Genomic DNA, 20,563 nt, shown 5'->3' on the forward strand with positions numbered 1-20,563 from the left:
GAGGGCAAGTTGGGCATATCAGGGCATTATGCCCGGCGGTGGGTACGCAAAAGCCCCCCACCCGTCGAGTGGGGGGCCGGAAGTCCGGGAACCGCTTCGGCGTACGGGTCAGCGCACCAGTTCGGTTATGAACTCGCCGATGCCGGAGGCGGCATCCGATATCCCCTGGAACCCTATTTCCACGATTTCGGCGGCTCGCTTCGGCTGGGTGATGATCACGAAGAGGGCGAAGACGGTGAGGGCACCCGTGATGAGCTTCTTGGTGTCCACGTGCGGGCGGCCTCCCCAACCGGTCCTTGCAAGTCGGGTGAGTCTAACCGGTCAGGTTTGGGCACTCACCTGTCCTTCAAGGACCAATGACCCGGTGGTCCGGGCCCTTTGCCGGGCGGCCGGCGGTTGCGGCGGGCACAGGATTGATGTGAGCCCACCGGTTCTGGCAGGCAACCGGCGGGTGAGGGACAGGGCCCCCTGCGGGGTCCGGGCCGTGGGCTTCCCCCTGACTGCGGCCCGGACCGGCAGGCCCGTCCTCGTCGGGGGAAGTGGCTGGTCCCCCCGATGCCACTTCCCCCCTGTCCTACGCGTCGAAGGCCCCGGTCCCGGTCGGGGCCTTCGACGCGTGCCGGTGCGCGGCCGCGGTCACTGCACGGCGCCGGCCAGGTCGGTGAGGGGCTGTACGGGGGCGATCACGGGCGCCAGCTGGTTGGGCAGGTCCATCAGCGCGTTGAGGCCGTTCGCGCCGTCGCCGACCTTCCCGACGACCTCCTGGACGGAGGCGGGCTGGGCCCCCGCGGGCATCCCGGGCGCGGGGATCGGGACGTCCGGGAGGGTGAGCGGGGAGATCGGGGCCGTGTCCGCGGAGGCGGCGGGTGCGGCGAGGCCCGCGGCGGCCCCCGCGAGGGCGAAGGCGGCGAGGATGCGCTGGGTCTTGGTCATGCCGTGACAACGGCCGACGGGGCGGGCGGTCACGCCGCTGTCCTCCGGAGAGCCGATCGGAGGGACACCGCACGGGACATCGGACGGAACGCCCGACGGGAGCCGGGAACCACCCCCGAACACGCCGAGAGCCCCGTCCCTTGCGGGGCGGGGCTCTCGATCGGAGCGGTAGTGGAGGGATTTGAACCCCCGATGGGTTGCCCCATACTCGCTTTCGAGGCGAGCTCCTTCGGCCACTCGGACACACTACCGAGATGGATCCTAGCCTAAGGAACCCCATCCGCTGAAATCGGTATGCGCGGGCCCCACAGCGAGCCCACCGAGGGCCCCACCGCGAGCCCGTTCACAGATCGCGGAAGAAGTCCGTCAGCTGCTGTGCGCACTCGTCGCCGAGCACACCGCGCACCACCTCCGGCCGGTGGTTGAGCCTGCGGTCCCGTACCAGGTCCCACAGCGACCCGGCGGCGCCCGCCTTTTCGTCGTCCGCGCCGTAGACGACCCGGGCGACGCGCGACTGCACGAGCGCGCCGGCGCACATCACGCACGGCTCCAGGGTGACCACGAGGGTGCACCCCGGAAGCCGCCACTGCCCGAGCCTGGCGGCTGCCCTGCGCAGCGCCAGGAGCTCGGCGTGCGCCGTGGGGTCGCCGCTCGCCTCGCGCTCGTTGTGCCCGGTGGCGAGGAGCTCCCCGTCCGGGCCCAGCACGACGGCGCCGACCGGCACGTCGCCGGCCGGCACCGCCCGGGCGGCCTCCTGGAGCGCCAGGCGCATGGAGTCCCGCCACGGGTCCCGTACGGGGTCGACGGGATCGGCGGTGTTCGCGGTGAGCACTAGCGGACGGCCTCCAGGACCTCGGTGGCGCCGAGGGAGTCGGCGATCTCCGAGAGGGCGTCCCCGTCGAGGGTCATCAGTTGCTTGTTGGTCACCCCGAGGTCGTCCAGCAGCCGGGGATCGCCGAGCGGACCGGCCGGTACCGGCTCGGAGCCGGTACCGCGCTCCCCGTCCTCGTCGGAGTCCTCGTCCGTGAACGCGGCGATGGCGTCCTCCTCGCCGTCCTCGGTGCCGTCCAGGTCCAGCTCGTCGAGTTCGTCGTCCTCCTCGTCGCTGCCCAGCAGCTCTTTGGTCAGCATCGAGCCGTAGGAGCTGCGGGCGGCCGCGGCGGCGTTCGACACGAAATACCGCGGGTCCTCCTCGCCGTCCACGCGGACGACGCCGAACCAGGCGTCCTCCTGCTCGATGAGGGCGACCACCGTGTCGTCGTCGACAGCGGCGGACCGGGCGAGATCGATCAGATCACTGAGGGACTCGACGTCGTCGAGTTCCATGTCGCTCGCTTCCCACCCGTCTTCGGTGCGCGCGAGCAGTGCGGCGAAGTACACCGTGACTCTCCCACTGGTCTTAGGCGTGCCGGTTGGAGGTCCCCCCGGCCGGAGGTTGGGACGGAACGGCCGTGCTGCTCGCCGCCCTGCCCCGCCCAATCGGCATCGTGGCAGAAACAGCGGCGTTGCGAGAGGTCTTCCGCGCTTGCGTCGTGCCGCGCCGTGCCCCGCCGGGCCGGTGCGGGGTTGTGGCGCCGGGGCGTTCCGGGGTCGGCGGGGGTCGCGCCGGTTGCCCGACGGGCCGCTCGTGTCGCGCCGGAGCACGCCCTGTTCACCAGCGGAAGGTGCGCATGCGCATCTGCTGGCGCATACGGGCCGCACGGGCACGGCGGGGCTGTACGCGATCGCGCAGGGCGCGGGCCTCCATCAGGTCACGCAGGAACTGCGCGCGGCGTGCTCGGCGCTGCGCCGCCGTCTCCGGAGCGTCGTCGCTCGGCTGCGTGTCGGGCATCGGCCACCACCCTGGGCTGGTCGGTCGTTTCCCCCTGCACCCACCTTCCCCCGGACAGGGCGTTTGATGCCACCCCCGTGCAGGTCAGACGTCGTCCTTGAGGGTTGGCACGATCGCGACCGGGCCGTGCGCGTGGTGCAGTACGGCGTGCGCCACCGAGCCGATCTGCAGCGACATGGCGGTGCGCCGCGGGTGGTGGCGGCCCACCACCACCAGGGCCGCCGACCGGGAGGCGTCGACCAGCCGGCCGGCGGGGTCGCCGGGGACCGCGGCCTGCTCCACGGGGACGTCCGGGTAGCGCGTGCGCAGCGGCGTCAGGCGCTGGGTCTGGGAGCGGAGCATCTCCCGTTCGGCCGGTACGCCGTCCCCCTCATCGGCGAGGCCCTCGGGCGGGATCACCTCGAAGGGCCTGTCGATCACCAGGGCGGGGGCGGGCGGGACGGCGTACGCGGAGACCACCTGGACGGTGGTCCCCCGCACGGCCGCCTCCGCGAAGGCGAAGGAGAGCACGTCGTCGGGCGTCTCGGCGACGTGCAGGCCGAGCACCACGCGTCCTTCGGACTCCTCGGAGCCGGCCGCCCCGGCGTCGCGGTCGGCGTGCGGGACCACCACCACGGGGCACGGGGCGGTCGAGGCCACCGCCCTGCTGTTCGATCCGAGCAGCAGGGCGGTGAAGCCGCCGCGGCCCCGCGAACCCATCACGAGCATCAGGGCCCCTGTTCCGATCACCCGCAGCGCCTCGGGGACGGAGCCCTCCAGGGACTCGTAGCGGACTCCGTCGGGCAGCGCGGCGCCCCCGCCCAGCACGCCGCGGACCCACTCCTGCACGGCGTCGGGGTACTCGGCCGGCGCGGAGGCGTCGTGCAGCGCCGCCCGGCGGCCGGCGTACAACTGGGCGTGATCGGGAAGCACATGGGCGACGAGCAGCCCGGTGCCGTGCCGCAGGGCGGCGCCCCGCGCCCACTGGAGGGCCTTGAGGCTGTGCTCGGACCCGTCGACGGCTGCGATCACCGGTGCGTGGCTCATCAGTCCAGCGTGCTGGGCCTGCGCGCGGGTCGCATCCGCAGGCCGGCCGCGGTCGTGGCCGCCGCTTCGGACGCGAAGGGGCCGCGTCAGCGCGTAGCCTTTTGGGTGCAGGTCGCGTCGGGCGACCGTTTTTGCAGGTCGCAGGCTGAGTTTTGGAGGATGTTGTGCGTTTGCAGGTCGTCGATCACCCCTTGGTGGCGCACAAACTCACCACCCTGCGCGACAAGCGCACCGACTCCGCCACGTTCCGGCGGCTCGCGGACGAGCTGGTGACCCTGCTCGCGTACGAGGCCACCCGTGACGTGCGCACCGAGCAGGCCGACATCGAGACCCCGGTCGCCCCGACCACGGGCGTGAAGCTCTCGGCCCCCCGGCCGCTGATCGTCCCGATCCTGCGGGCGGGCCTGGGCATGCTGGACGGCATGGTGCGGCTGCTGCCGACCGCCGAGGTGGGCTTCATGGGCATGGTCCGCAACGAGGAGACCCTGGAGGCCTCCACGTACGCGACCCGTATGCCGGAGGACCTCTCCGGGCGGCAGGTCTACGTCGTGGACCCGATGCTCGCCACCGGCGGCACGCTCGTCGCGGCGATCCAGGAGCTGATCAAGCGCGGCGCCGACGACGTCACGGCCGTGGTGCTGCTGGCCGCGCCGGAGGGCGTCGAGATCATGGAGCGCGACCTCGCGGGCACGCCGGTGACGGTCGTGACGGCCGCGGTGGACGAGCGGCTCAACGAGCACGGTTACATCGTGCCGGGCCTGGGCGACGCCGGCGACCGGATGTACGGCTCCGCGGAGTAGCCCCCGGCCGGCCCGGCCGGATGTACGGCCCGGCGGAGTGGCCTCCGCCGGGCCGGGCGTCCGCGGGCGGCTCAGCAGTTCTTGGCGGGCGCGGGCACGGGGTTGGCCAGCAGGGCCAGCGCCTTGTCCGCGTCCTCCTTCGCGCTGAGCTCCTTGAAGGCGTCGCCCAGGATCAGGTCGACGTCCGCGGTCTCACGGGTGTCGGTCTGCTGGGTGGTGCCGGCGAGCTGGGTGCCGAGTACGGCGAAGACGGCCTTGTCGGTCGTCGGAGAGCCCAGCAGTATCCCGGTTCCGGGGACCTTCTTGTCGAAGTCTGCCGGGGCGTTGCCGACGCTGCCGATGACGAAGCCGCGCTTGGCGAGTTCGTCACCGACGGCCTTGGCCAGGCCGGCGCGCGCGGTCGCGTTGTAGACGTTGACCGTGATCTCGCCGGGCGGGGGGAGTACGACCGCCGGTTCGGCGGGGGCGGACGCCGTGGCGGCGGCGGGGGCGCCGCCCTTGGCAGCGGACCCGGGTGATTTCGTCGGGCAGTCCTTGGCGCCGGCAGCCGTGTTCCGCTTCGGGCTGTCGCCCTGGAACACGTCGATGAGCTGCAGTGCCCCATAGCCGACCAGGGCAAGCGCGAGGACCGAGCCGAGCGCGGCGAGGACGATCCGACGTCGACTCCGCTTACGGCTCATGCGGGGGTAGGCGGTCCCCGTGACGCGGTACTTTCCGCCCATGCCGGGGGGAGTGAGCATGCTCATGGGCGCAGCGTAATGCGACCCGGTGGCGATGCCTACTAAATGATCTGCTGATAGGTCAATGGTGACCCGAAAGGCGCAATCTACGCGAAGCGTCAGTCCATCTCGAGGACGCGGGCGTGCAGCACCTGGCGCTGCTGCAGGGCCGCGCGGACGGCGCGGTGCAGCCCGTCCTCCAGGTAGAGGTCGCCCTGCCACTTCACGACGTGGGCGAAGAGGTCGCCGTAGAACGTCGAGTCCTCGGCGAGCAGCGTTTCGAGGTCCAGCTGGCCCTTGGTCGTCACGAGCTGGTCGAGCCGGACCGGGCGCGGCGCGACGTCCGCCCACTGCCGGGTGGTTTCCCTGCCGTGGTCGGGGTACGGCCGCCCGCTTCCGATGCGCTTGAAGATCACACGGAAAGCCTACCGGGCCCGTGCCTGCGGGCGCAGCCTCGCAAGGGTGGTGCAAAAGTGGTGAACATTGCCATATGGGGAGTGATCCATGAGCGAGAGCACCGACGCCGCAGCCGCTGCGGCCGGCCGGACGGACCCGGCCGGGCAGATCGCCGTCGGCTACGCCTTCACCGGACCCGCGCTCGACCTGGGGGCCCTCCTCTGGGACGGCGCGTGCCTGCCCGACCGTCAGATCCTCAGCTCGTCGCCGAGCAGCTGTCGGCGCACGGCGTCCCCGTCTTCCTCGCCGACATCAAGGGCGACGTCTCGGGCACCACGGCCCCCGGCACCCCCGGCGAACGCATCGACGAGCGGGCCCGGGAGGTGGCCCAGAATTGGGAGCCCGCCGGATTCCCGGGCGAGTTCTAGGCGAGTTCTACTCGCTGGGCGGGATCGGTCCCGGCATCCCGGTCCGGTCGACCGTCACCGCCTTCGGCCGGTGTGTTGCCGAGCTGGCCGAGCACGGCCGGCACGTCCTTGGGGGCCTGGTTCACGAAGAAGACGCCGACGCCCTTGGACCGGATCAGCCGGGCACGCAGCTGGGCCGGGAGATCTCGCGCTCCGTCTTCGGGACGGCGCGCAGGCGCAGATGACGCGGTGACAGACTCGGGGCATGCGGACCGAACTCACCGACACCACGTCCAGCAAAATCAACCGGGCCCTGCTCGCAGCACGCCGGGCGGTAGGCAGCCCCACGATGGGGCTGGTGCTGACGCTCGTCGTCGTCACCGACGAGGAGAACGCCTACGACGCCGTACGCGCGGCCTCCGAGGCCTCGCGCGAGCACCCGTGCCGCATCATCGCGGTCATCAAGCGGGCTTCGCGCGGCCCGCACAAGCTCCGCGCGAGCCGGGTGGACGCCGAGCTGCGGGTCGGGTCGGACGCCGGGACCGGCGAACTCGTACTGCTGCGCCTGCACGGGGCGCTGACCGAGCAGGCCGGCTCGGTCGTGCTGCCGCTGCTGGTGCCCGACGCGCCGGTGGTGGCGTGGTGGCCGGGCGCCGCCCCCACCGACCTGGCCCGGGACCCGCTGGGCGCACTCGCGCAGCGCCGGATCACGGACGCGGCCGCCGCCGCCGACCCGGTGGGCGTTCTCGACGAACGGGCCCGCGGTTACCAGCCCGGCGACACCGACCTGGCCTGGACCCGGCTGACGCCGTGGCGGGCGCTGCTGGCCGCCGCCCTGGACCAGAAGCCGCTGCCGGTGACCGGCGCGGCGGTGGAGAGCGAGCCGGACAACGCGAGCGCCGAGCTGCTGGCGCGCTGGCTGGAGGACCGGCTCGGGGTCCCGGTGGACCGGGTCGCGACGGACGGCCCGGTCATCACCGGGGTGGTGCTGCGCACCACGGGCGGGGAGATCCGGGTGGACCGGCCCGCCGGCGCGCTGGCCACCCTGATCCTGCCGGGGAGTCCCGACCGCAGGGTGGCCCTGAAGATCCGCAGCGGCGCCGAACTGATCGCGGAGGAACTGCGCCGCCTCGACGCGGACGTGGTCTACGGCTCCGCACTGCGGCGGCGGCCGCTCCAGGCGGGGCTCTCGGCGTAGTGGTTGTCGTAGGTCGCCGAGCTGTCCTTGATGTCCTGCACGGTGGCCTCGCCCGCGTTGACCCGGCCGAGGAGGCGGTAGTAGTCGAAGCGGCCCATGCCGGGGGTGAAGCCGACGAAGACGCTCGCCGTGTGGCCGGCGGCGGGGGCGAAGGCGTGCTTGACGCCCGGCGGGACCGCGATGAAGTCGCCGGCGTCGAGCGTCTGGATCTCGTCGCCGACCAGGACGTCGAGGCGTCCGGCGGTGACGTGGAAGAACTCGGTGGCCTTGGTGTGGAAGTGCACCGGCGCGCCCGCCGCGCCCTCCTCGAAGGTGGCGGTGTTGCAGGTCAGTTCGGCGGTGTCGGTCAGCAGGGTGATGAGGCTGCCGGGGGCGTCCTGGATGGCTTCGGCGGTGGCGGCGCGGGTCGCGATCTCTGTCATGTCCCCAATCTACGGCCCTGATCGACCGGAATCCGGGGTCAATCAGGACCACGTGCAGCCGGTCAATTCGGGGTCGCGAACCGGCTGGTGAAGGAACCGGCTCGGGAAGGAAGCGCCTCGGGAAGGAACCGACCCCGGGGGACCTGCCCGGCGGCCTGCTCGGCGACCTGCTCAGGCGCCGCCGGTGGCCTTCGCGGCCTTCGCGGCCTTCGCGGCGGCCTTCATCTCCTGCTTGTGCGCCCGCACCTTGGCCAGGGACTCGGGCCCGGTGATGTCGGCCGCCGAACGGTAGACGTTCGCCTGGCCGTAACCGCCCGCGGCCTCCCGCCAGCCCGTCGGCCGCACCCCGAACCGCTTGCCCAGCAGAGCGAGGAAGATCTGCGCCTTCTGCTCGCCGAAGCCCGGCAGCGCCTTGAGGCGCCCCAGCAGCTCCCGCCCCGTCTGGGCGTCGGCCCACACGGCTTCGGCGCTCCCGTCGTAGTGCTCCACCAGGTACGCGCACAGCTGCTGGATCCGCGTCGCCATCGAGCCCGGGTACCGGTGCACGGCGGGCTTCTCGGAGAGCAGGGCGGCGAAGGCCTCCGGGTCGTACGCGGCGATGGCGTGCGCGTCCAGGTCGTCGGAGCCCAGTCGCTGGGCGATCGTCCAGGGCCCCGAGAACGCCCATTCCATCGGCACCTGCTGGTCCAGCAGCATTCCGACGAGCGCGGCGAGCGGGCTCCGGCCGAGCAGCGCGTCGGCCTCGGGCTGCTGCGCCAGCCGGATGGTGATGTCCTTGTCCATGGCTCCAGCGTCCCGCGCGGGCGCGCTCCCCGCGCGGTCGGCACACCGCGCGCCTAGCGTGAGTACGACGACAGCCGCGAACGAGCCGAGGAGTCGATCGATCATGCAAGAGTTCCCCGAAGGCGCGCCGTGCTGGGTGGACGCGATGTTCAGCGACGTCGAGGGTGCCAAGACCTTCTACGGCGACGTGCTGGGCTGGACCTTCGGCGAGTCCAGCAGCGAGTACGGCAACTACACGCAGGCCTACTCCGACGGCAAGGCCGTCGCTGCCGTCGTACCGCCGATGCCCGGGGTCGACGCCCCCTCGCAGTGGTGTCTGTATTTCGCCTCGCCCGACGCGGCGGCCACCGCCGGGAAGGTGACCGCCAACGGCGGCGAGGTCCTCATGGGCCCGATGCAGGTCGGCGCCTTCGGCACGATGCTCATCGCGAAGGAGCCGAGCGGCGCCGTCTTCGGTGCCTGGCAGCCGGGCGAGCACAAGGGCTTCGAGAAGATGGGCGAGGCGGGTTCCTACGCCTGGGCGGAGGTCTTCACCCGGGAGCCGGCCAAGCCGGACGCCTTCCTGACGAAGGTCTTCCCGTACGCCGCCGAGCAGATGGACCCGGGTGACGACCCGGAGATGGCCGACATGGACTTCAAGGTCTTCAGTGTCGGCGCCCCGGGGCGCCCCGTGCTGGGCCGGATGAAGATGGACGACGACTTCCCGCCGGAGGTGCCGCCGTACGTCCAGGTCTACTTCGGGGTCCCCGACTGCGACGAGGCGGTGGCGAAGACGCAGAAGCACGGCGGGAAGCTGCACTTCGGCCCGATGGACAGCCCGTTCGGCCGGTTCGCGGCGGTCACGGACCCGCAGGGCGCCGCCTTCGCGGTGATCGACATGTCGACCACGGTCGGTGAGATGCCGAGCTTCGGCTGACCCCGGCCGCCGCCGGCCCCCCGGGCCCCGCCGTCGTACGGCCCGGCACGATATCCGTCGCGGCCCGCCGGCGCGGGCGACCTCGCCTCGATGCCGGACGAGCGGACCTACGCCTGCCCGTGATCCGCGAGGGCCGGGCGGACACGCTGACGTACGAGCGACCCCGTCGGTGTCGCCGGGCGACCACTACATACTGCCGCCGCAGGAGTCCAGCTCGTCGGGTCCGTACGCCGCCTGGAGCCCGGAAGAGGTGTCCCGTGGCGCGAGACCGCCGCGAGCGGTACCGCCCTCGTCGGTGTGCGTTGCTCATTCAGGGGCGACGCTCATGACGCTGTGGATGCGGGAGAGGGTGAAAACGCGCTCGGCGTCCCGAAGGTGGCACCAGGCTTCGAGGAAGGGCGGATCGAGGTCGAGGTCGCTGAGGGTGCGCACGGTCCGGCTGCCCGAGGTCGCGACGTACTCGACCGTGATGGCCCGGCCGGCGTCGATGGCATGAGCGAGCTGGCGGACGTCGCTGTACGGAAGGCGTTTCGCCCATCCCGCGACGATCTCCTCGGTGTCCGTGGCGAAGGGTGCTCCGCCGTCCAACGGCGCCGGGTCGGGAACGTCCGGGGCCGCCAACAGCTGGTTCGCCAAGGTGCTCAGGTCGAGGACGGCGGTTTCCTTCGCCGTCCTCGTGGCGATCCGGCCGCCGGCCCCTGCCCGGGAGCCGCGCGGAGCCGGAACGGCCGCCCCGGCCCTTTGAGGCCGGACCGTTTCGATGCGTACCGTGCCCTCGACCGTCTCGGCGACGGGGGAGTACCCCTCGGCCCGGAGCGCGGCGAGCGTCGTGTCGAGCGGGCTGCGGCTGATCAGCACTGTCGGCGCCAGCTGTCGCAGTCCGAGCTTGGCGAGCCCGCGGTGGGCGGCGAGTTCGGCCAGCAGTGCCGGCTCGTCGCCGTGGAGGACGCAGGAGGCGGGGGCGATGCGTACACGTCCGTGGCCGCGTGCGGTGTCTGCGATCAGGTACGACAGCGGCTGTGGGAGTGACCCGGTCGCGACAGCGGCCAAGTCGGCTGTGATGTCATCCGGGGTATGCCCGGCGTCCAGGGCCCGGCGGATGCTGCCGGCACTGAACCGCCAGACGGACGCCGTGCCGCTGGTCTCCCGGTCCGCGACGGAGTCCAGGAGCAGGGCCAGCCGCGCGGACGGTGTGCCGGTGACGACGGCGGTGAGGTCGGCGCCGATCCGGGCCGTCGAGGTGGCCGAGGGCAGCAGCCGCCGACACTCGACGCCCAGCCCCTCCGCGTCGCCGGTCCGCAGGTGGATGCCGAAGGCGGACAGGGCACCGCGCGCGAGTACGCCGAGGAGTTCGGCCTCGCGGATCACGGTGGCGAACGGCGGCCCGTCCGGCGACGAGTCGGCGAGGGGGCGGTACCAGGCGATCAGCGGCCCCAGATCCGACGCGACCCGCGCGCCCTGCCCAGCCGGGAGCCGCGCGGCTGCGGCCAGCAGCCCGTGGCGGGCCTGGATGCAGCCGTTGCAGGGCGGTGCGCCGGCGAGTGCGGGGAGCGCCTTGTTGTCCTCGTCGCGCGCCTGGGTGGGGGTGAGCGGCAGGTTTCGCCATGCCTGGAGCAGTACGGCGAACCGCTCCGGGGGTTCCTGCTCGGCCCAGGCGTCGTACGCCTCGGTGGGCGCCACGCGATCGCCGTCCCGGGCCAGCAGGCCGGCGGCATGCGCGGTCTCCAGGGTGAGGCGTACGACCGCGTCGTCGGCCTGGGCCGCCTTGCCGATCCGGGCCAGTTCACGCGCACCGATCCCACCGGACTTCAGCCGGGCCGGCGCGGTCGTCGAGCAGGCCGCCAGGACCGAGGCGGCGTGGGTGGCGAACGCCGCGGCCGCGGCCGACGCCTCGCGGTCCACCTCCGCCGGGGTGACGGATGCCGATACCGCGGAAGGCGGGACGGGTTGGAACGGCGCGTGCCAGCCGGACCCGCGCAGCGCGACCGTCACCTCGGCAGGCATACGGGCGGGACCGTAGTGGTGACGGCCTTGGATCAGGAGTCCCCGGTCCAGTGCCCATCGAGCGCCCGCTTCGAGATCGGGGGCCGGCCTCCCGAAGGGGATGAACCGCGCGGGCCCCGCCGGCCCGGCCCCCGCTCGGCCTTCGAGCAGCTTCCGGGTCACCGCGGGGGCCTTGTGGACCAGGGAGAGGACCCGCTCCGGGGCGCTGTGGTGTTCCACCAGCGCGGCCAGCCGCTGCGATGTGCCGCCCGGCGGCTTGACGCCCAGTGCCACAAGCATGCGGCGCAGTGCGTCGGAGGTCGTGCCCGCGAGGAGTTCCTCCAGTGGGGCGTCCAGTCCCAGAGGCGCGTCCCACGCCTGCCGCAGGGGTTCGGCCACGCAGAGCTGCTCCGCGCCGTCCGGCCAGACCAGCGCGTGATCGGCCAGCGCCTCCAGCACGGCCGCCAGCTCGCGGGCGGTGTCGTCGTCTGTGACTCCCAGCAGCTTCGCCAGGGCATCGCGCGAGGCGGGCGCACGCAGCGCCGCCAGCGCTTCGGCGACCTGGAGGTGCGGCAGTGAGAGCCGCGGCAGGGCGAGCGCCACCGATCCCGGGCGCTGAAGACGGTCGGCCAGCTCTCTCACCGAGCGCGGCTCCGGAACGGCCGTGGCGTCCCTCCGCGTCTCGAGCACGCGTGCCAGACGACAGCCGTCGAGGCCGCCCAGCCATGTGGCCAGCGTGGATCGGGAGTTCATGCCGCGGGGTTCGCCGCCCAGGGAGCCGGCGACGCGAGCGGCGACATCGGCATCGTCGGTGGTGACACGCCAGGTATCCAGGGCCTGGGGCCGCCGGTCGGACAAACGTCCCATGTGGGAGTGTCCGGCCGGGGTGACTGAACTCTGCGTCATTCGCTACCTTCGGTGGGGGCGACAGCTGATCTTCCCCGCGAACCGCTGACGCGGTGCGCGCGATGTGCCGCGAAGTCGGCCACAGGGCGGCGCTCCCATTGTGTCCAGCCCGACAGTTCCGTTCAGCTGGTTCCACCCAAAGGGGCATCGCATCGCTGTCGTCCGGCAGACGGCGGCCGCCGGGTACAACCGACAACGTGGCGGATTCGGCGGGTGGGTCCCGTCACAGCTCGGCCGAGATCGGACCAGGCATCGAAGGAACGCCTGATCCAGTGCGGCGTATCGCTTTCGAGCGGGCGCTCGCGGACATCCGTCAGCAGTGCCGGGGGCCGGATCGCCGCAGTGGGCGAGCGGGAGGCACTCGCCCGCCTCGCTCTTCACCGGAGGCTCAAGAGTGGCAGGCCGCCGAGCCGGATCGGGGGAATGGTCCGGTCATGCGGCAATGAATGAGACTGGATCTGAGACCACGGAACGCAGAAGGCCCCGGCCGGTTTCCCGGTCGGGGCCTTCAAGTGCCCGGTGAGGCACTGGCGGAGGATACGAGATTCGAACTCGTGAGGGGTTGCCCCCAACACGCTTTCCAAGCGTGCGCCCTAGGCCTCTAGGCGAATCCTCCGCCGCAAACAATACAAGACGTGGAGGGGTGCTCGCGAACGTGATCGTCCGGAGGGGATCCGGCGGGGCCGGCTCGGGGTCCGGTTCGGCGCGGGGCCGGGGGCGGGGTCGATTCCGGGGGCGCGGATCCGCTAGGGTGGGGCCCAGCCCCTCACGTGGCGCTATCTCACCCAACTCCCCCAGGGCCGGAAGGCAGCAAGGGTAAGTGGGCTCTGGCGGGTGCGTGGGGGGCCCTTTGCGTTCCCGGGGCCCCGTGTTCCGGGGCCCGTGGCGTCGGCGGGCCGCTGTTGTCGGTGGGCCCGGATAACCTCGTAGACGTGTCGTCCCTTGCGCTGTACCGCCGCTACCGCCCCGAGTCGTTCGCCGAGGTCATCGGTCAGGAGCATGTCACTGCACCCCTGATGCAGGCCCTGCGGAACAACCGGGTCAATCACGCGTACCTGTTCAGCGGGCCGCGCGGGTGTGGAAAGACCACCAGCGCGCGCATCCTCGCCAGGTGCCTGAACTGTGAGCAGGGTCCCACTCCGACCCCTTGCGGGGAGTGCCAGTCCTGCCGGGACCTCGCCAGGAACGGGCCGGGGTCCCTCGACGTCATCGAGATCGACGCCGCCTCGCACGGTGGTGTGGACGATGCCCGCGACCTGCGCGAGAAGGCCTTCTTCGGCCCGGCGTCCAGCCGCTACAAGATCTACATCATCGACGAGGCCCACATGGTCACCTCGGCGGGCTTCAACGCCCTGCTGAAGGTGGTCGAGGAGCCGCCGGAGCACCTCAAGTTCATCTTCGCCACCACCGAGCCGGAGAAGGTGATCGGGACCATCCGGTCCCGGACGCACCACTACCCCTTCCGACTGGTCCCGCCCGGGACCCTGCGGGAGTACCTGGGCGAGGTCTGCGGACGGGAGGGCGCCCAGGTCGAGGACGGCGTGCTGCCGCTGGTCGTGCGCGCCGGCGCGGGCTCCGTGCGTGACTCGATGTCTGTCATGGACCAGCTCCTCGCCGGCGCCGGCGAGGAGGGTGTGACATACGCCATGGCCACCTCCCTGCTCGGCTACACCGAAGGCTCCCTGCTCGACTCCGTCGTGGACGCCTTCGCCTCCGGGGACGGCGCGGCCGCCTTCGAGGTCGTCGACCGGGTCGTCGAGGGCGGGAACGACCCCCGCCGGTTCGTCGCCGACCTGCTGGAGCGGCTGCGCGACCTGGTGATCCTCGCCGCCGTGCCCGACGCCGGGGAGAAGGGGCTGATCGACGCCCCCGCCGACGTCGTGGAGCGGATGCAGGCCCAGGCGTCCGTGTTCGGGGCCGCCGAGCTCTCCCGCGCCGCCGACCTGGTCAACACGGGCCTCACCGAGATGCGGGGCGCGACCTCGCCGCGGCTCCAGCTGGAGCTGATCTGCGCCCGGGTGCTGCTTCCCGCCGCCTTCGACGACGAACGGTCCTTCCAGGCCCGTCTGGACCGCCTGGAGCGCAGCGGGGCCGCCGCCTTCGCCGCCGCGCCGCAGGCCGCGGCTCCCGCGATGGGCTATGTGCCCGGCCCCGAGGCGCACTCCATGGCGCCCGCCGGTCCGGCCGGGGGTCCCGCCGCAGCGCGGGCCGCCGCCGGCACCCCGGCGGCGGGCCCCGTCGCACCGGCCGTCGCTGCCGAGCCGGTACGGGCCCCCGCGCAGCCGGAAGCCGTACCGGCCGCCGCCGCGCCCGCCGCCCCGGCCGCGGCGCCCGTCCAGGCCGCGCCCGCGCCCGGCGCGTGGCCCGGAGCCGCACAGCCCGGCAGCGGCGCCCCCGGCGCCCGGCCCGCCGCCGCGGCTCCCGCGCCCGGTGCCTGGCCCAGTGCGGCCGCCCCCGGGCAGGGCGCGCCCGCACCCGCGCACGTTCCGGCCGCTGCGGCACCGGCGTCCGCCGCCGCACCGGCGCCGGCCACCGCGCCCTCCCCCGGCATGGCGGCCGGAGCGGGACAGGTCCAGGCGATGTGGCCAGGCGTCCTGGAGGCCGTCAAGAACCGCCGTCGCTTCACCTGGATCCTGCTCAGCCAGAACGCCCAGGTCACCGGCTTCGACGGGACCACCCTCCAGCTCGGCTTCCCCAACGCCGGAGCCCGCGACAACTTCGCCAGCAGCGGCAGCGAGGACGTGCTCAAGGCGGTCCTGGCCGAGCAGTTCCAGGTCAACTGGAAGATCGACGCCGTCGTGGGCGGCGGCTCCCCGGCCCCGGCGAGCGGCCCGGGCCCGTCGTACGGGGCGCCGTCCGCGCCCGCCCCGGCCTACAGCCCGCCGCCCCCGCAGCAGCAGGCGCCGGCCCCGCAGGCCCCGTCGACGCCGCCGCAGCAGCAGTCCCAGCAGCATCAACAGCCTCGGCAGTCGGCCTCCGCCCCGCCGCCGCCCGTACAGCAGGCGCCCCCGCCGGTGGCTCCCGAGGACGACTTCGCCGAGGACGACGACCCGGACCTGGTCGAGAGCGCGCTGACCGGACACGACCTGATCGTGCGCGAGCTCGGAGCCACCGTTGTGGAGGAATACACAAATGAGTAGCCGGTCCTGATTGGGTGGCCGCACGAAGCGGGCCGCCCCGGCCGGGCTAGGCTGAGCAGCGTGAAGGTCCTCGTCATCGGCGGCGGCGCCCGCGAACACGCCCTGTGCCGCTCTCTGTCCCTCGACCCCGCCGTCTCCGCCCTGTACTGCGCTCCCGGCAACGCCGGGATCGCCGACGTGGCCACGCTGCGCCCGGTCGACGCCCTCGACGGCGACGCCGTCGCCACTCTCGCCCTCGATCTGGCCGCCGACCTGGTCGTCGTCGGACCGGAGGCCCCGCTGGTCGCCGGCGTCGCCGACGCCGTGCGCGCCGCCGGGATCCCCGTCTTCGGGCCGTCCGCCGAGGCGGCGCAGCTCGAGGGCTCCAAGGCCTTCGCGAAGGACGTGATGGCCGCGGCCGGCGTCCCGACCGCGCGCAGCTACGTCTGCACCACCCCCGAAGAGGTCGACGCGGCCCTCGACGCCTTCGGCGCCCCGTACGTCGTCAAGGACGACGGTCTCGCGGCCGGCAAGGGCGTGGTGGTCACCGACGACCGGGCCGCCGCCCGCGCGCACGCGCTCGCCTGCGACCGCGTGGTCATCGAGGAGTACCTCGACGGCCCCGAGGTCTCCCTCTTCGCCATCACCGACGGCGTGACCGTGGTCCCGCTCCAGCCCGCGCAGGACTTCAAGCGCGCCCTGGACGGCGACCGGGGCCCCAACACCGGCGGCATGGGCGCGTACTCCCCGCTGCCCTGGGCCGACCCGAAGCTGGTCGACGAGGTCATGGAGCTGGTCCTCCAGCCGACCGTCGACGAGCTGCGCCGCCGCGGCACCCCCTTCTCGGGGCTGCTCTACGCCGGCCTCGCGATCACCGGTCGCGGCACCCGGGTCATCGAGTTCAACGCCCGGTTCGGCGACCCCGAGACCCAGGTGGTCCTGGCCCGGCTGCGCACCCCGCTCGCGGGCGTCCTGCTGAACGCCGCGAACGGGACCCTGGACACCCTGCCCCCGCTCGTCTGGCGCGAGGACGCGGCCGTCACGGTGGTCATCGCCTCGCACAACTACCCCGACACCCCCCGCACCGGGGACCGGATCGAGGGGCTGCTCGACGTGGCCGCCGAGGACGAGCCCGATGCCTACGTGCTGCACGCCGGGACCCGGCGCGAGGGCGGCGCCATCGTCAGCGCGGGCGGTCGCGTGCTGTCGGTGACGGCGACCGGTTCTGATCTGGCGCAGGCCCGTGAGAAGGCGTATACGGCGGTGGCGCGCATCCGGCTGGACGGCTCACAGCACCGTACGGACATCGCCGCCAAGGCGGCCGGGCTCGGCTGACCAGCGGCTCCGCGGACCCGCGGGCCCGGTGCGCACACCCTGCGCCCGGGCCCGCGGGCGTGCCCGCGTGCGACTGCATCCGGCCTCGTTCGAACGCACCCAGCTTTACCCAAAGCCATTCCATCGGGTGATCGTCACCTCGTCTGCCTGACGGCCGGGCGTGCCCCAACTAGGGTGCGGCGCAAGCATTCCGGCACTTGGCCCACCGACCTTGCGATGTCAGTGGCCGGTGTCACAGTGGGGGAGTGAGCAACGCAGCCGCAGGGCAGAGGGGGTGAGACCGGCCGTGTCCGGATTCGGTTCGACCATGGAGGCGGGCGTTCCGTCCGCGCGGTCCCGCGCCCTGGCCGTGCTGCGCGTGCGCAGCCGGGCCCTGGCCGTCGCGCTGCTGCCGGCCGCCGTGGCGGTGGTACTGGTGGCCGCCCGGGCGACGGGGCGGCTGGCAGGCGAGCCCTGGGGCACGGTGACCCTCGTGGTGTGCGCGATCGCGGCGCTGGTGCTGCTCCTCGGCGGGATCTTCGCAGCGGTGGTGCTGCGGGCGAGCCCGGCGGTGACGCCGACGGTGCCGCTGTCCGAGGCCGCCGCGCCCGACCTGTACCGCCTGGTGCGGGACCTGGCCGACCGGATGGACGTGCCGCCGCCCTCCGCCATAGCCCTGACACCGGACTGCGACAGCTGGCTGGAGGACCGCACCCATGCGGCCCACCGCCGGGGCGGCATAGCCGGCGGCCCCCAGTCCGCGCCCGGTGCGGCTCCCGTGCTGGTGATCGGCTCGCCGTTCCTGTGGTGGATGCGGGTCGCGGAGCTGCGGGCGGTCCTGGCGCCGGTCGTCGCCGGTACGGGTCCTTCCGCGCACCCCGACATAGCCGATGCGCGAGGCTTCGTGCGCGGGCTGGACGCGGCCGTGGACGTGGGCGGCCGCCGCGGCCTCGGCTGGATCGCCGCGCCCGCCCGGCTGCTGCTGAGGCTGTGCCGGACGGACGCCGCCGAGATGGAACGCGGAGTGGCCGCCGCCGCGTCGGACCGTGCACAGGGTGTGGACTACGGGCTGCGCATCGTCGCCCAGGAGCAGGTGGGCCTCGCCTACGCGGGCTGGGACCGGCTGCTGACCCGGGTGGCACTGCCCGCCTGGCGGATGGGCCGCTGGCCGGCGCACCTGGACGCCGGGGTGGTCTCGGCGCTGACCGAGCTTTCGCGGCGGGACCGGCTGGCCGAGGGCTTCACCTCGCGGCTCGGCGAGCGACCCGCCTGTGACCTGCTGGAGCAGCCCGGCGAGATCGACGAGGCGACCTCGCTGCTGGCCGCGCGGCTCTTCCACGGCGGGCCGGCCGAGGCCGGCCCGGACTGGTCCCCGGTGGAGTGGGCGGCCTATCCGGAAGAGGTCGTGGACCGCAAATGGCGTGCGGAGGCGGCCCGCCTGCACGCCGCACTGGACGCGCTCGCCGGCCCGGCGGGCCTCCCCACAGCGCCCACCGGGCAGCACGGCTCCGCCGGGCCCACCGCGTCCGCCGGCTCCCCGAACCCGGCCGGTGCCGGCTCTGCCGCCCCCGCAGCGGTGGCCCCCGCCGCCGCTGCCGGCGCGGCGGGCTCCCCCGCCCCGTCCGGCCCGTCCGGTGCGGCGGGACCCGCCACGATCGAGGCCGCCGACGCCGCACCGCCCGCCGTGGACGGCTTCGCCCGGCCCACGCTGGAGCGGGTGCTGGGCTGCCTGGCGAACGCCTCGGGAGAAGGGGCGCTCGGCGAGGCCCTGGCCGGCCGGCTCAGCGCCGACCTGGCCCGCGAGGAGCGCGCCGCGGGCACCACCGCCGGGGCCGGCAAGGCCCGCGGCGCGGACGCCGTACCGCTGTTCCCGCTCCAGGCGCCGCGCAGTGCCCGGGACCTGCTGGCCGACCACGTGACGGCGATGGTGTGCTGCGCCGCCGTGGACTCGGCCGGAGCGGCACCCGGCATGGACTGGCTCGACGGCCCGGTCCTGCTGGTCGGCGGCGACCGCCGGACCGATCTGGCCCCCCGCGTGCTCTGCCTGGTCGAGGACGGCGACCCGGAGCCCCTGCGGGAGTGGCTGTCGGCCCTGGGCGTCCGCACGGACAAGCCGGTCCGCCTCGTCTGAGACCGTTCCGGTCTCGCCAATTCGCGACGAACGGTGACGTAGTGCGTGCGTAATGTGATGTGCTGGGATCGGTCGCGGCTGGATGCCCCCGAAGCGGATGTCCGAGAAGTGCCGCACCGGCGCACAGCGCGCCACGCACCGAGGCGATGCACGCCGACCGGGGGAGCGAGGGAGGGGAGCGGTCATGGGTACGGACCAGATCCGGCGTTGGGAATCGGGTGCGCTCGCGCACGCGGTGAACGACCCCTTCGGACAGGGCCCCCTGCCCTGGTTCCGGGGCAGCGAGCTCTACTTCGACGACACCGGCCAGGTCGTCCCCTGGTACGTGGACCCGGCCGCCGCGGCCGCGGGCACCGGCCAGATCCCCCGGGCCCGCCGCAACGGCGGCCCCCGCACGGCCGACGACGTGCACCGCCAGATCAAGGGCTTCGCCTCCACCGGCGCCGTCGCCCCCGGCGAGGCCATCGACTTCCACGTCACCGTCGACCCGCCCCAGCAGTTCTCCGTCGACGTGTACCGGATCGGCCACTACGGCGGCGACGGCGCCTCGAAGATCACCACCAGTCCCCGCCTCTCCGGCATCGTCCAGCCCGCCCCCCTGGCCGCGGACCGCACCGTCTCCTGCCACCACTGGTGGCTCTCCTGGCGCCTGCAGGTCCCGTCCTACTGGAGCGTCGGCGCGTACGTCGCGGTCCTCACCACCGGCGACGGCTACCGCTCCCACATCCCCTTCACGGTCCGCGACGACCACCCCGCCGACCTCCTGCTCCTGCTCCCCGACATCACCTGGCAGGCCTACAACCTCTACCCGGAGGACGGTCGGACCGGCGCCAGCCTCTACCACGCCTGGGACGAGTCGGGCCGGCTCCTCGGCGAGCAGGACGCGGCCGTCACCGTCTCCTTCGACCGGCCCTACGCGGGCGCCGGCCTGCCCCTCCACGTCGGCCACGCCTATGACTTCATCCGCTGGGCCGAGCGCTACGGCTACGACATCGCCTACGCCGACACCCGCGACCTGCACGCCGGCCGCGTCGATCCCACCCGGTACCGGGGCCTGGTCTTCCCCGGCCACGACGAGTACTGGTCGGCCCCGATGCGCCGCACCGTCGAGCGCGCCCGCAGCCACGGCACCTCGCTCGTCTTCCTCTCCGCGAACACCATGTACTGGCAGGTCGAGCTGGCCCCCTCGCCCTCCGGGGTCGACGACCGGCTGCTCACCTGCCGAAAACGGCGCGGACCGGGCCGCCCCAGCCTCTGGCGCGAGGTCGACCGCCCGGAACAGCAGCTGCTCGGCATCCAGTACGCGGGCCGGGTCCCCGACCCGGCGCCGCTGATCGTGCGCAACGCCACGCACTGGCTGTGGGACGCCACCGGCGCCGGTGAGAACGACGAACTGCCCGGCCTGGTCGCGGGCGAGGCCGACCGGTACTTCCCGCGGACCCAGCTCCCCGAGCACCAGGACCGGATCCTGCTCGCGCACTCCCCGTACCTCGACAGCGAGGGCCAGCGCCGCCATCAGGAGACCTCTCTCTACCGGGCGCCCAGCGGGGCGCTGGTCTTCGCCTCCGGCACGTTCGCCTGGTCCCCGGCCCTCGACCGCCCCGGCCACGTCGACGAACGCGTGCAGCGGGCCACGGCCAATCTCCTCGACCGGATCTGCAAGCGCGACTGACACGGCG

Annotated in this window: 19 protein-coding genes, 2 tRNA genes, 1 other RNA gene and 1 pseudogene; 9 read left to right on the forward strand and 14 right to left on the reverse strand. The window is 73.5% G+C overall.

Features of this window, described 5'->3' with window-relative positions:
* Nucleotides 1-108: 108 nt before the first annotated feature.
* The 7 genes from ACZ3X1_RS10185 to ACZ3X1_RS10215 all read right to left on the reverse strand — a co-directional run bounded on the left by ACZ3X1_RS10185 (nt 109) and on the right by ACZ3X1_RS10215 (nt 3,790).
* A complete protein-coding gene (locus tag ACZ3X1_RS10185; protein ID WP_167344740.1) occupies nt 109-270 on the reverse strand; it encodes a hypothetical protein in 162 nt (53 codons plus the stop codon).
* Nucleotides 271-636: 366 nt separating this feature from the next.
* A complete protein-coding gene (locus ACZ3X1_RS10190) occupies nt 637-966 on the reverse strand; it encodes a hypothetical protein (RefSeq protein ID WP_362628483.1) in 330 nt (109 codons plus the stop codon).
* Nucleotides 967-1,099: 133 nt separating this feature from the next.
* Nucleotides 1,100-1,184: transfer RNA gene (locus ACZ3X1_RS10195), tRNA-Ser, on the reverse strand.
* 92 nt (nt 1,185-1,276) lie between these two features.
* Nucleotides 1,277-1,705 (reverse strand): tRNA adenosine(34) deaminase TadA, encoded by a 429-nt coding sequence (gene tadA / locus ACZ3X1_RS10200; RefSeq protein WP_356811101.1) that lies wholly within the window; start codon nt 1,703-1,705, stop codon nt 1,277-1,279.
* A 59-nt stretch (nt 1,706-1,764) separates the two neighbouring features.
* The gene (locus ACZ3X1_RS10205; RefSeq protein ID WP_467278429.1) at nt 1,765-2,313 is read right to left on the reverse strand and encodes a tRNA adenosine deaminase-associated protein; all 549 of its coding nucleotides are present in this window, start codon (nt 2,311-2,313) and stop codon (nt 1,765-1,767) included.
* Nucleotides 2,314-2,584: 271 nt separating this feature from the next.
* The gene (locus ACZ3X1_RS10210; RefSeq protein ID WP_030027564.1) at nt 2,585-2,764 is read right to left on the reverse strand and encodes a hypothetical protein; all 180 of its coding nucleotides are present in this window, start codon (nt 2,762-2,764) and stop codon (nt 2,585-2,587) included.
* Nucleotides 2,765-2,848: 84 nt separating this feature from the next.
* Complete coding sequence (locus tag ACZ3X1_RS10215; RefSeq protein WP_467278432.1) at nt 2,849-3,790, reverse strand: universal stress protein; 942 nt, start codon at nt 3,788-3,790, stop codon at nt 2,849-2,851.
* A 164-nt stretch (nt 3,791-3,954) separates the two neighbouring features.
* On the opposite strand from ACZ3X1_RS10215, the gene upp reads away from it, so the two are divergent.
* Nucleotides 3,955-4,590 carry a uracil phosphoribosyltransferase gene (upp, locus tag ACZ3X1_RS10220; protein ID WP_356811039.1) on the forward strand — a complete coding sequence of 212 codons (636 nt, stop codon included), beginning with the start codon at nt 3,955-3,957 and terminating at the stop codon, nt 4,588-4,590.
* Nucleotides 4,591-4,661: 71 nt separating this feature from the next.
* Here upp and ACZ3X1_RS10225 read toward each other — a convergent pair whose 3' ends face one another.
* Together ACZ3X1_RS10225 and ACZ3X1_RS10230 are read right to left on the reverse strand one after the other, a co-directional pair.
* Nucleotides 4,662-5,336, reverse strand: coding sequence for a LytR C-terminal domain-containing protein (locus tag ACZ3X1_RS10225; RefSeq protein WP_362628832.1), 675 nt, complete (start codon nt 5,334-5,336; stop codon nt 4,662-4,664).
* Nucleotides 5,337-5,428: 92 nt separating this feature from the next.
* Nucleotides 5,429-5,725: a type II toxin-antitoxin system VapB family antitoxin gene (locus ACZ3X1_RS10230; protein ID WP_008740979.1), complete on the reverse strand. Its 297-nt coding sequence runs from the start codon at nt 5,723-5,725 to the stop codon at nt 5,429-5,431.
* 213 nt (nt 5,726-5,938) lie between these two features.
* Between ACZ3X1_RS10230 and ACZ3X1_RS10235 the strand changes: the two genes are divergently transcribed.
* Entirely contained in the window at nt 5,939-6,133 is a 195-nt protein-coding gene (locus ACZ3X1_RS10235; protein ID WP_467278439.1) for a helicase HerA-like domain-containing protein, read from the forward strand.
* A 74-nt stretch (nt 6,134-6,207) separates the two neighbouring features.
* On the opposite strand, the pseudogene ACZ3X1_RS10240 reads toward ACZ3X1_RS10235, so the two are convergent.
* Nucleotides 6,208-6,294 (reverse strand): annotated as a pseudogene (locus tag ACZ3X1_RS10240) (helicase HerA-like domain-containing protein); the annotation flags it as partial.
* An 83-nt stretch (nt 6,295-6,377) separates the two neighbouring features.
* Here ACZ3X1_RS10240 and opcA point away from each other — a divergent pair.
* On the forward strand, nt 6,378-7,310 hold the full coding sequence (opcA, locus tag ACZ3X1_RS10245) for a glucose-6-phosphate dehydrogenase assembly protein OpcA (protein ID WP_362628476.1): 933 nt from the start codon (nt 6,378-6,380) through the stop codon (nt 7,308-7,310).
* On the opposite strand, the gene ACZ3X1_RS10250 is transcribed toward opcA, so the two are convergent.
* The gene (locus ACZ3X1_RS10250) at nt 7,259-7,732 is read right to left on the reverse strand and encodes a cupin domain-containing protein (protein WP_356811037.1); all 474 of its coding nucleotides are present in this window, start codon (nt 7,730-7,732) and stop codon (nt 7,259-7,261) included. The genes opcA and ACZ3X1_RS10250 overlap by 52 nt on opposite strands.
* A 171-nt stretch (nt 7,733-7,903) precedes the next feature.
* Nucleotides 7,904-8,515, reverse strand: coding sequence for an HhH-GPD-type base excision DNA repair protein (locus ACZ3X1_RS10255; RefSeq protein WP_467278448.1), 612 nt, complete (start codon nt 8,513-8,515; stop codon nt 7,904-7,906).
* Between the two features lie 103 nt (nt 8,516-8,618).
* Here ACZ3X1_RS10255 and ACZ3X1_RS10260 point away from each other — a divergent pair, with 103 nt between their 5' ends.
* Nucleotides 8,619-9,431: a VOC family protein gene (locus tag ACZ3X1_RS10260; RefSeq protein WP_467278449.1), complete on the forward strand. Its 813-nt coding sequence runs from the start codon at nt 8,619-8,621 to the stop codon at nt 9,429-9,431.
* A 306-nt stretch (nt 9,432-9,737) separates the two neighbouring features.
* Here ACZ3X1_RS10260 and ACZ3X1_RS10265 read toward each other — a convergent pair whose 3' ends face one another.
* Both ACZ3X1_RS10265 and ACZ3X1_RS10270 read right to left on the reverse strand, forming a co-directional pair.
* The gene (locus ACZ3X1_RS10265; RefSeq protein ID WP_467278602.1) at nt 9,738-12,167 is read right to left on the reverse strand and encodes a helicase-associated domain-containing protein; all 2,430 of its coding nucleotides are present in this window, start codon (nt 12,165-12,167) and stop codon (nt 9,738-9,740) included.
* Between the two features lie 681 nt (nt 12,168-12,848).
* A tRNA-Ser gene (locus ACZ3X1_RS10270) sits at nt 12,849-12,936 on the reverse strand.
* A gap of 142 nt (nt 12,937-13,078) precedes the next feature.
* Between ACZ3X1_RS10270 and ffs the strand changes: the two genes are divergently transcribed.
* From ffs to ACZ3X1_RS10295, 5 genes are all read left to right on the forward strand, one after another.
* An RNA gene (gene ffs, locus ACZ3X1_RS10275) (signal recognition particle sRNA small type) lies at nt 13,079-13,173 on the forward strand.
* A gap of 79 nt (nt 13,174-13,252) precedes the next feature.
* Nucleotides 13,253-15,460, forward strand: coding sequence for a DNA polymerase III subunit gamma and tau (locus tag ACZ3X1_RS10280; protein WP_467278452.1), 2,208 nt, complete (start codon nt 13,253-13,255; stop codon nt 15,458-15,460).
* Between the two features lie 60 nt (nt 15,461-15,520).
* Nucleotides 15,521-16,774, forward strand: a complete 1,254-nt coding sequence (gene purD / locus ACZ3X1_RS10285) for a phosphoribosylamine--glycine ligase (RefSeq protein WP_356811033.1) — start codon at nt 15,521-15,523, stop codon at nt 16,772-16,774.
* A 286-nt stretch (nt 16,775-17,060) separates the two neighbouring features.
* Nucleotides 17,061-18,884 carry a M48 family metalloprotease gene (locus ACZ3X1_RS10290; protein WP_356811032.1) on the forward strand — a complete coding sequence of 608 codons (1,824 nt, stop codon included), beginning with the start codon at nt 17,061-17,063 and terminating at the stop codon, nt 18,882-18,884.
* A gap of 184 nt (nt 18,885-19,068) precedes the next feature.
* Entirely contained in the window at nt 19,069-20,556 is a 1,488-nt protein-coding gene (locus ACZ3X1_RS10295; RefSeq protein WP_467278458.1) for a N,N-dimethylformamidase beta subunit family domain-containing protein, read from the forward strand.
* Nucleotides 20,557-20,563: the final 7 nt, after the last annotated feature.

This window comes from Streptomyces sp. NPDC023541 (genome assembly GCF_055559995.1).

Excerpts from the sequence above, each read along its gene's own strand:
- ACZ3X1_RS10255 (WP_467278448.1), bottom strand. The coding sequence starts at position 8,515 with ATGGACAAGGACATCACCATCCGGCTGGCGCAGCAGCCCGAGGCCGAC.
- tadA (WP_356811101.1), bottom strand. The coding sequence starts at position 1,705 with ATGCGCCTGGCGCTCCAGGAGGCCGCCCGGGCGGTGCCGGCCGGCGAC.
- opcA (WP_362628476.1), top strand. The coding sequence starts at position 6,378 with ATGCGGACCGAACTCACCGACACCACGTCCAGCAAAATCAACCGGGCC.
- ACZ3X1_RS10295 (WP_467278458.1), top strand. The coding sequence starts at position 19,069 with ATGGGTACGGACCAGATCCGGCGTTGGGAATCGGGTGCGCTCGCGCAC.
- ACZ3X1_RS10260 (WP_467278449.1), top strand. The coding sequence starts at position 8,619 with ATGCAAGAGTTCCCCGAAGGCGCGCCGTGCTGGGTGGACGCGATGTTC.
- ACZ3X1_RS10265 (WP_467278602.1), bottom strand. The coding sequence starts at position 12,167 with ATGAACTCCCGATCCACGCTGGCCACATGGCTGGGCGGCCTCGACGGC.
- ACZ3X1_RS10210 (WP_030027564.1), bottom strand. The coding sequence starts at position 2,764 with ATGCCCGACACGCAGCCGAGCGACGACGCTCCGGAGACGGCGGCGCAG.
- ACZ3X1_RS10225 (WP_362628832.1), bottom strand. The coding sequence starts at position 5,336 with ATGAGCATGCTCACTCCCCCCGGCATGGGCGGAAAGTACCGCGTCACG.
- ACZ3X1_RS10250 (WP_356811037.1), bottom strand. The coding sequence starts at position 7,732 with ATGACAGAGATCGCGACCCGCGCCGCCACCGCCGAAGCCATCCAGGAC.
- ACZ3X1_RS10215 (WP_467278432.1), bottom strand. The coding sequence starts at position 3,790 with ATGAGCCACGCACCGGTGATCGCAGCCGTCGACGGGTCCGAGCACAGC.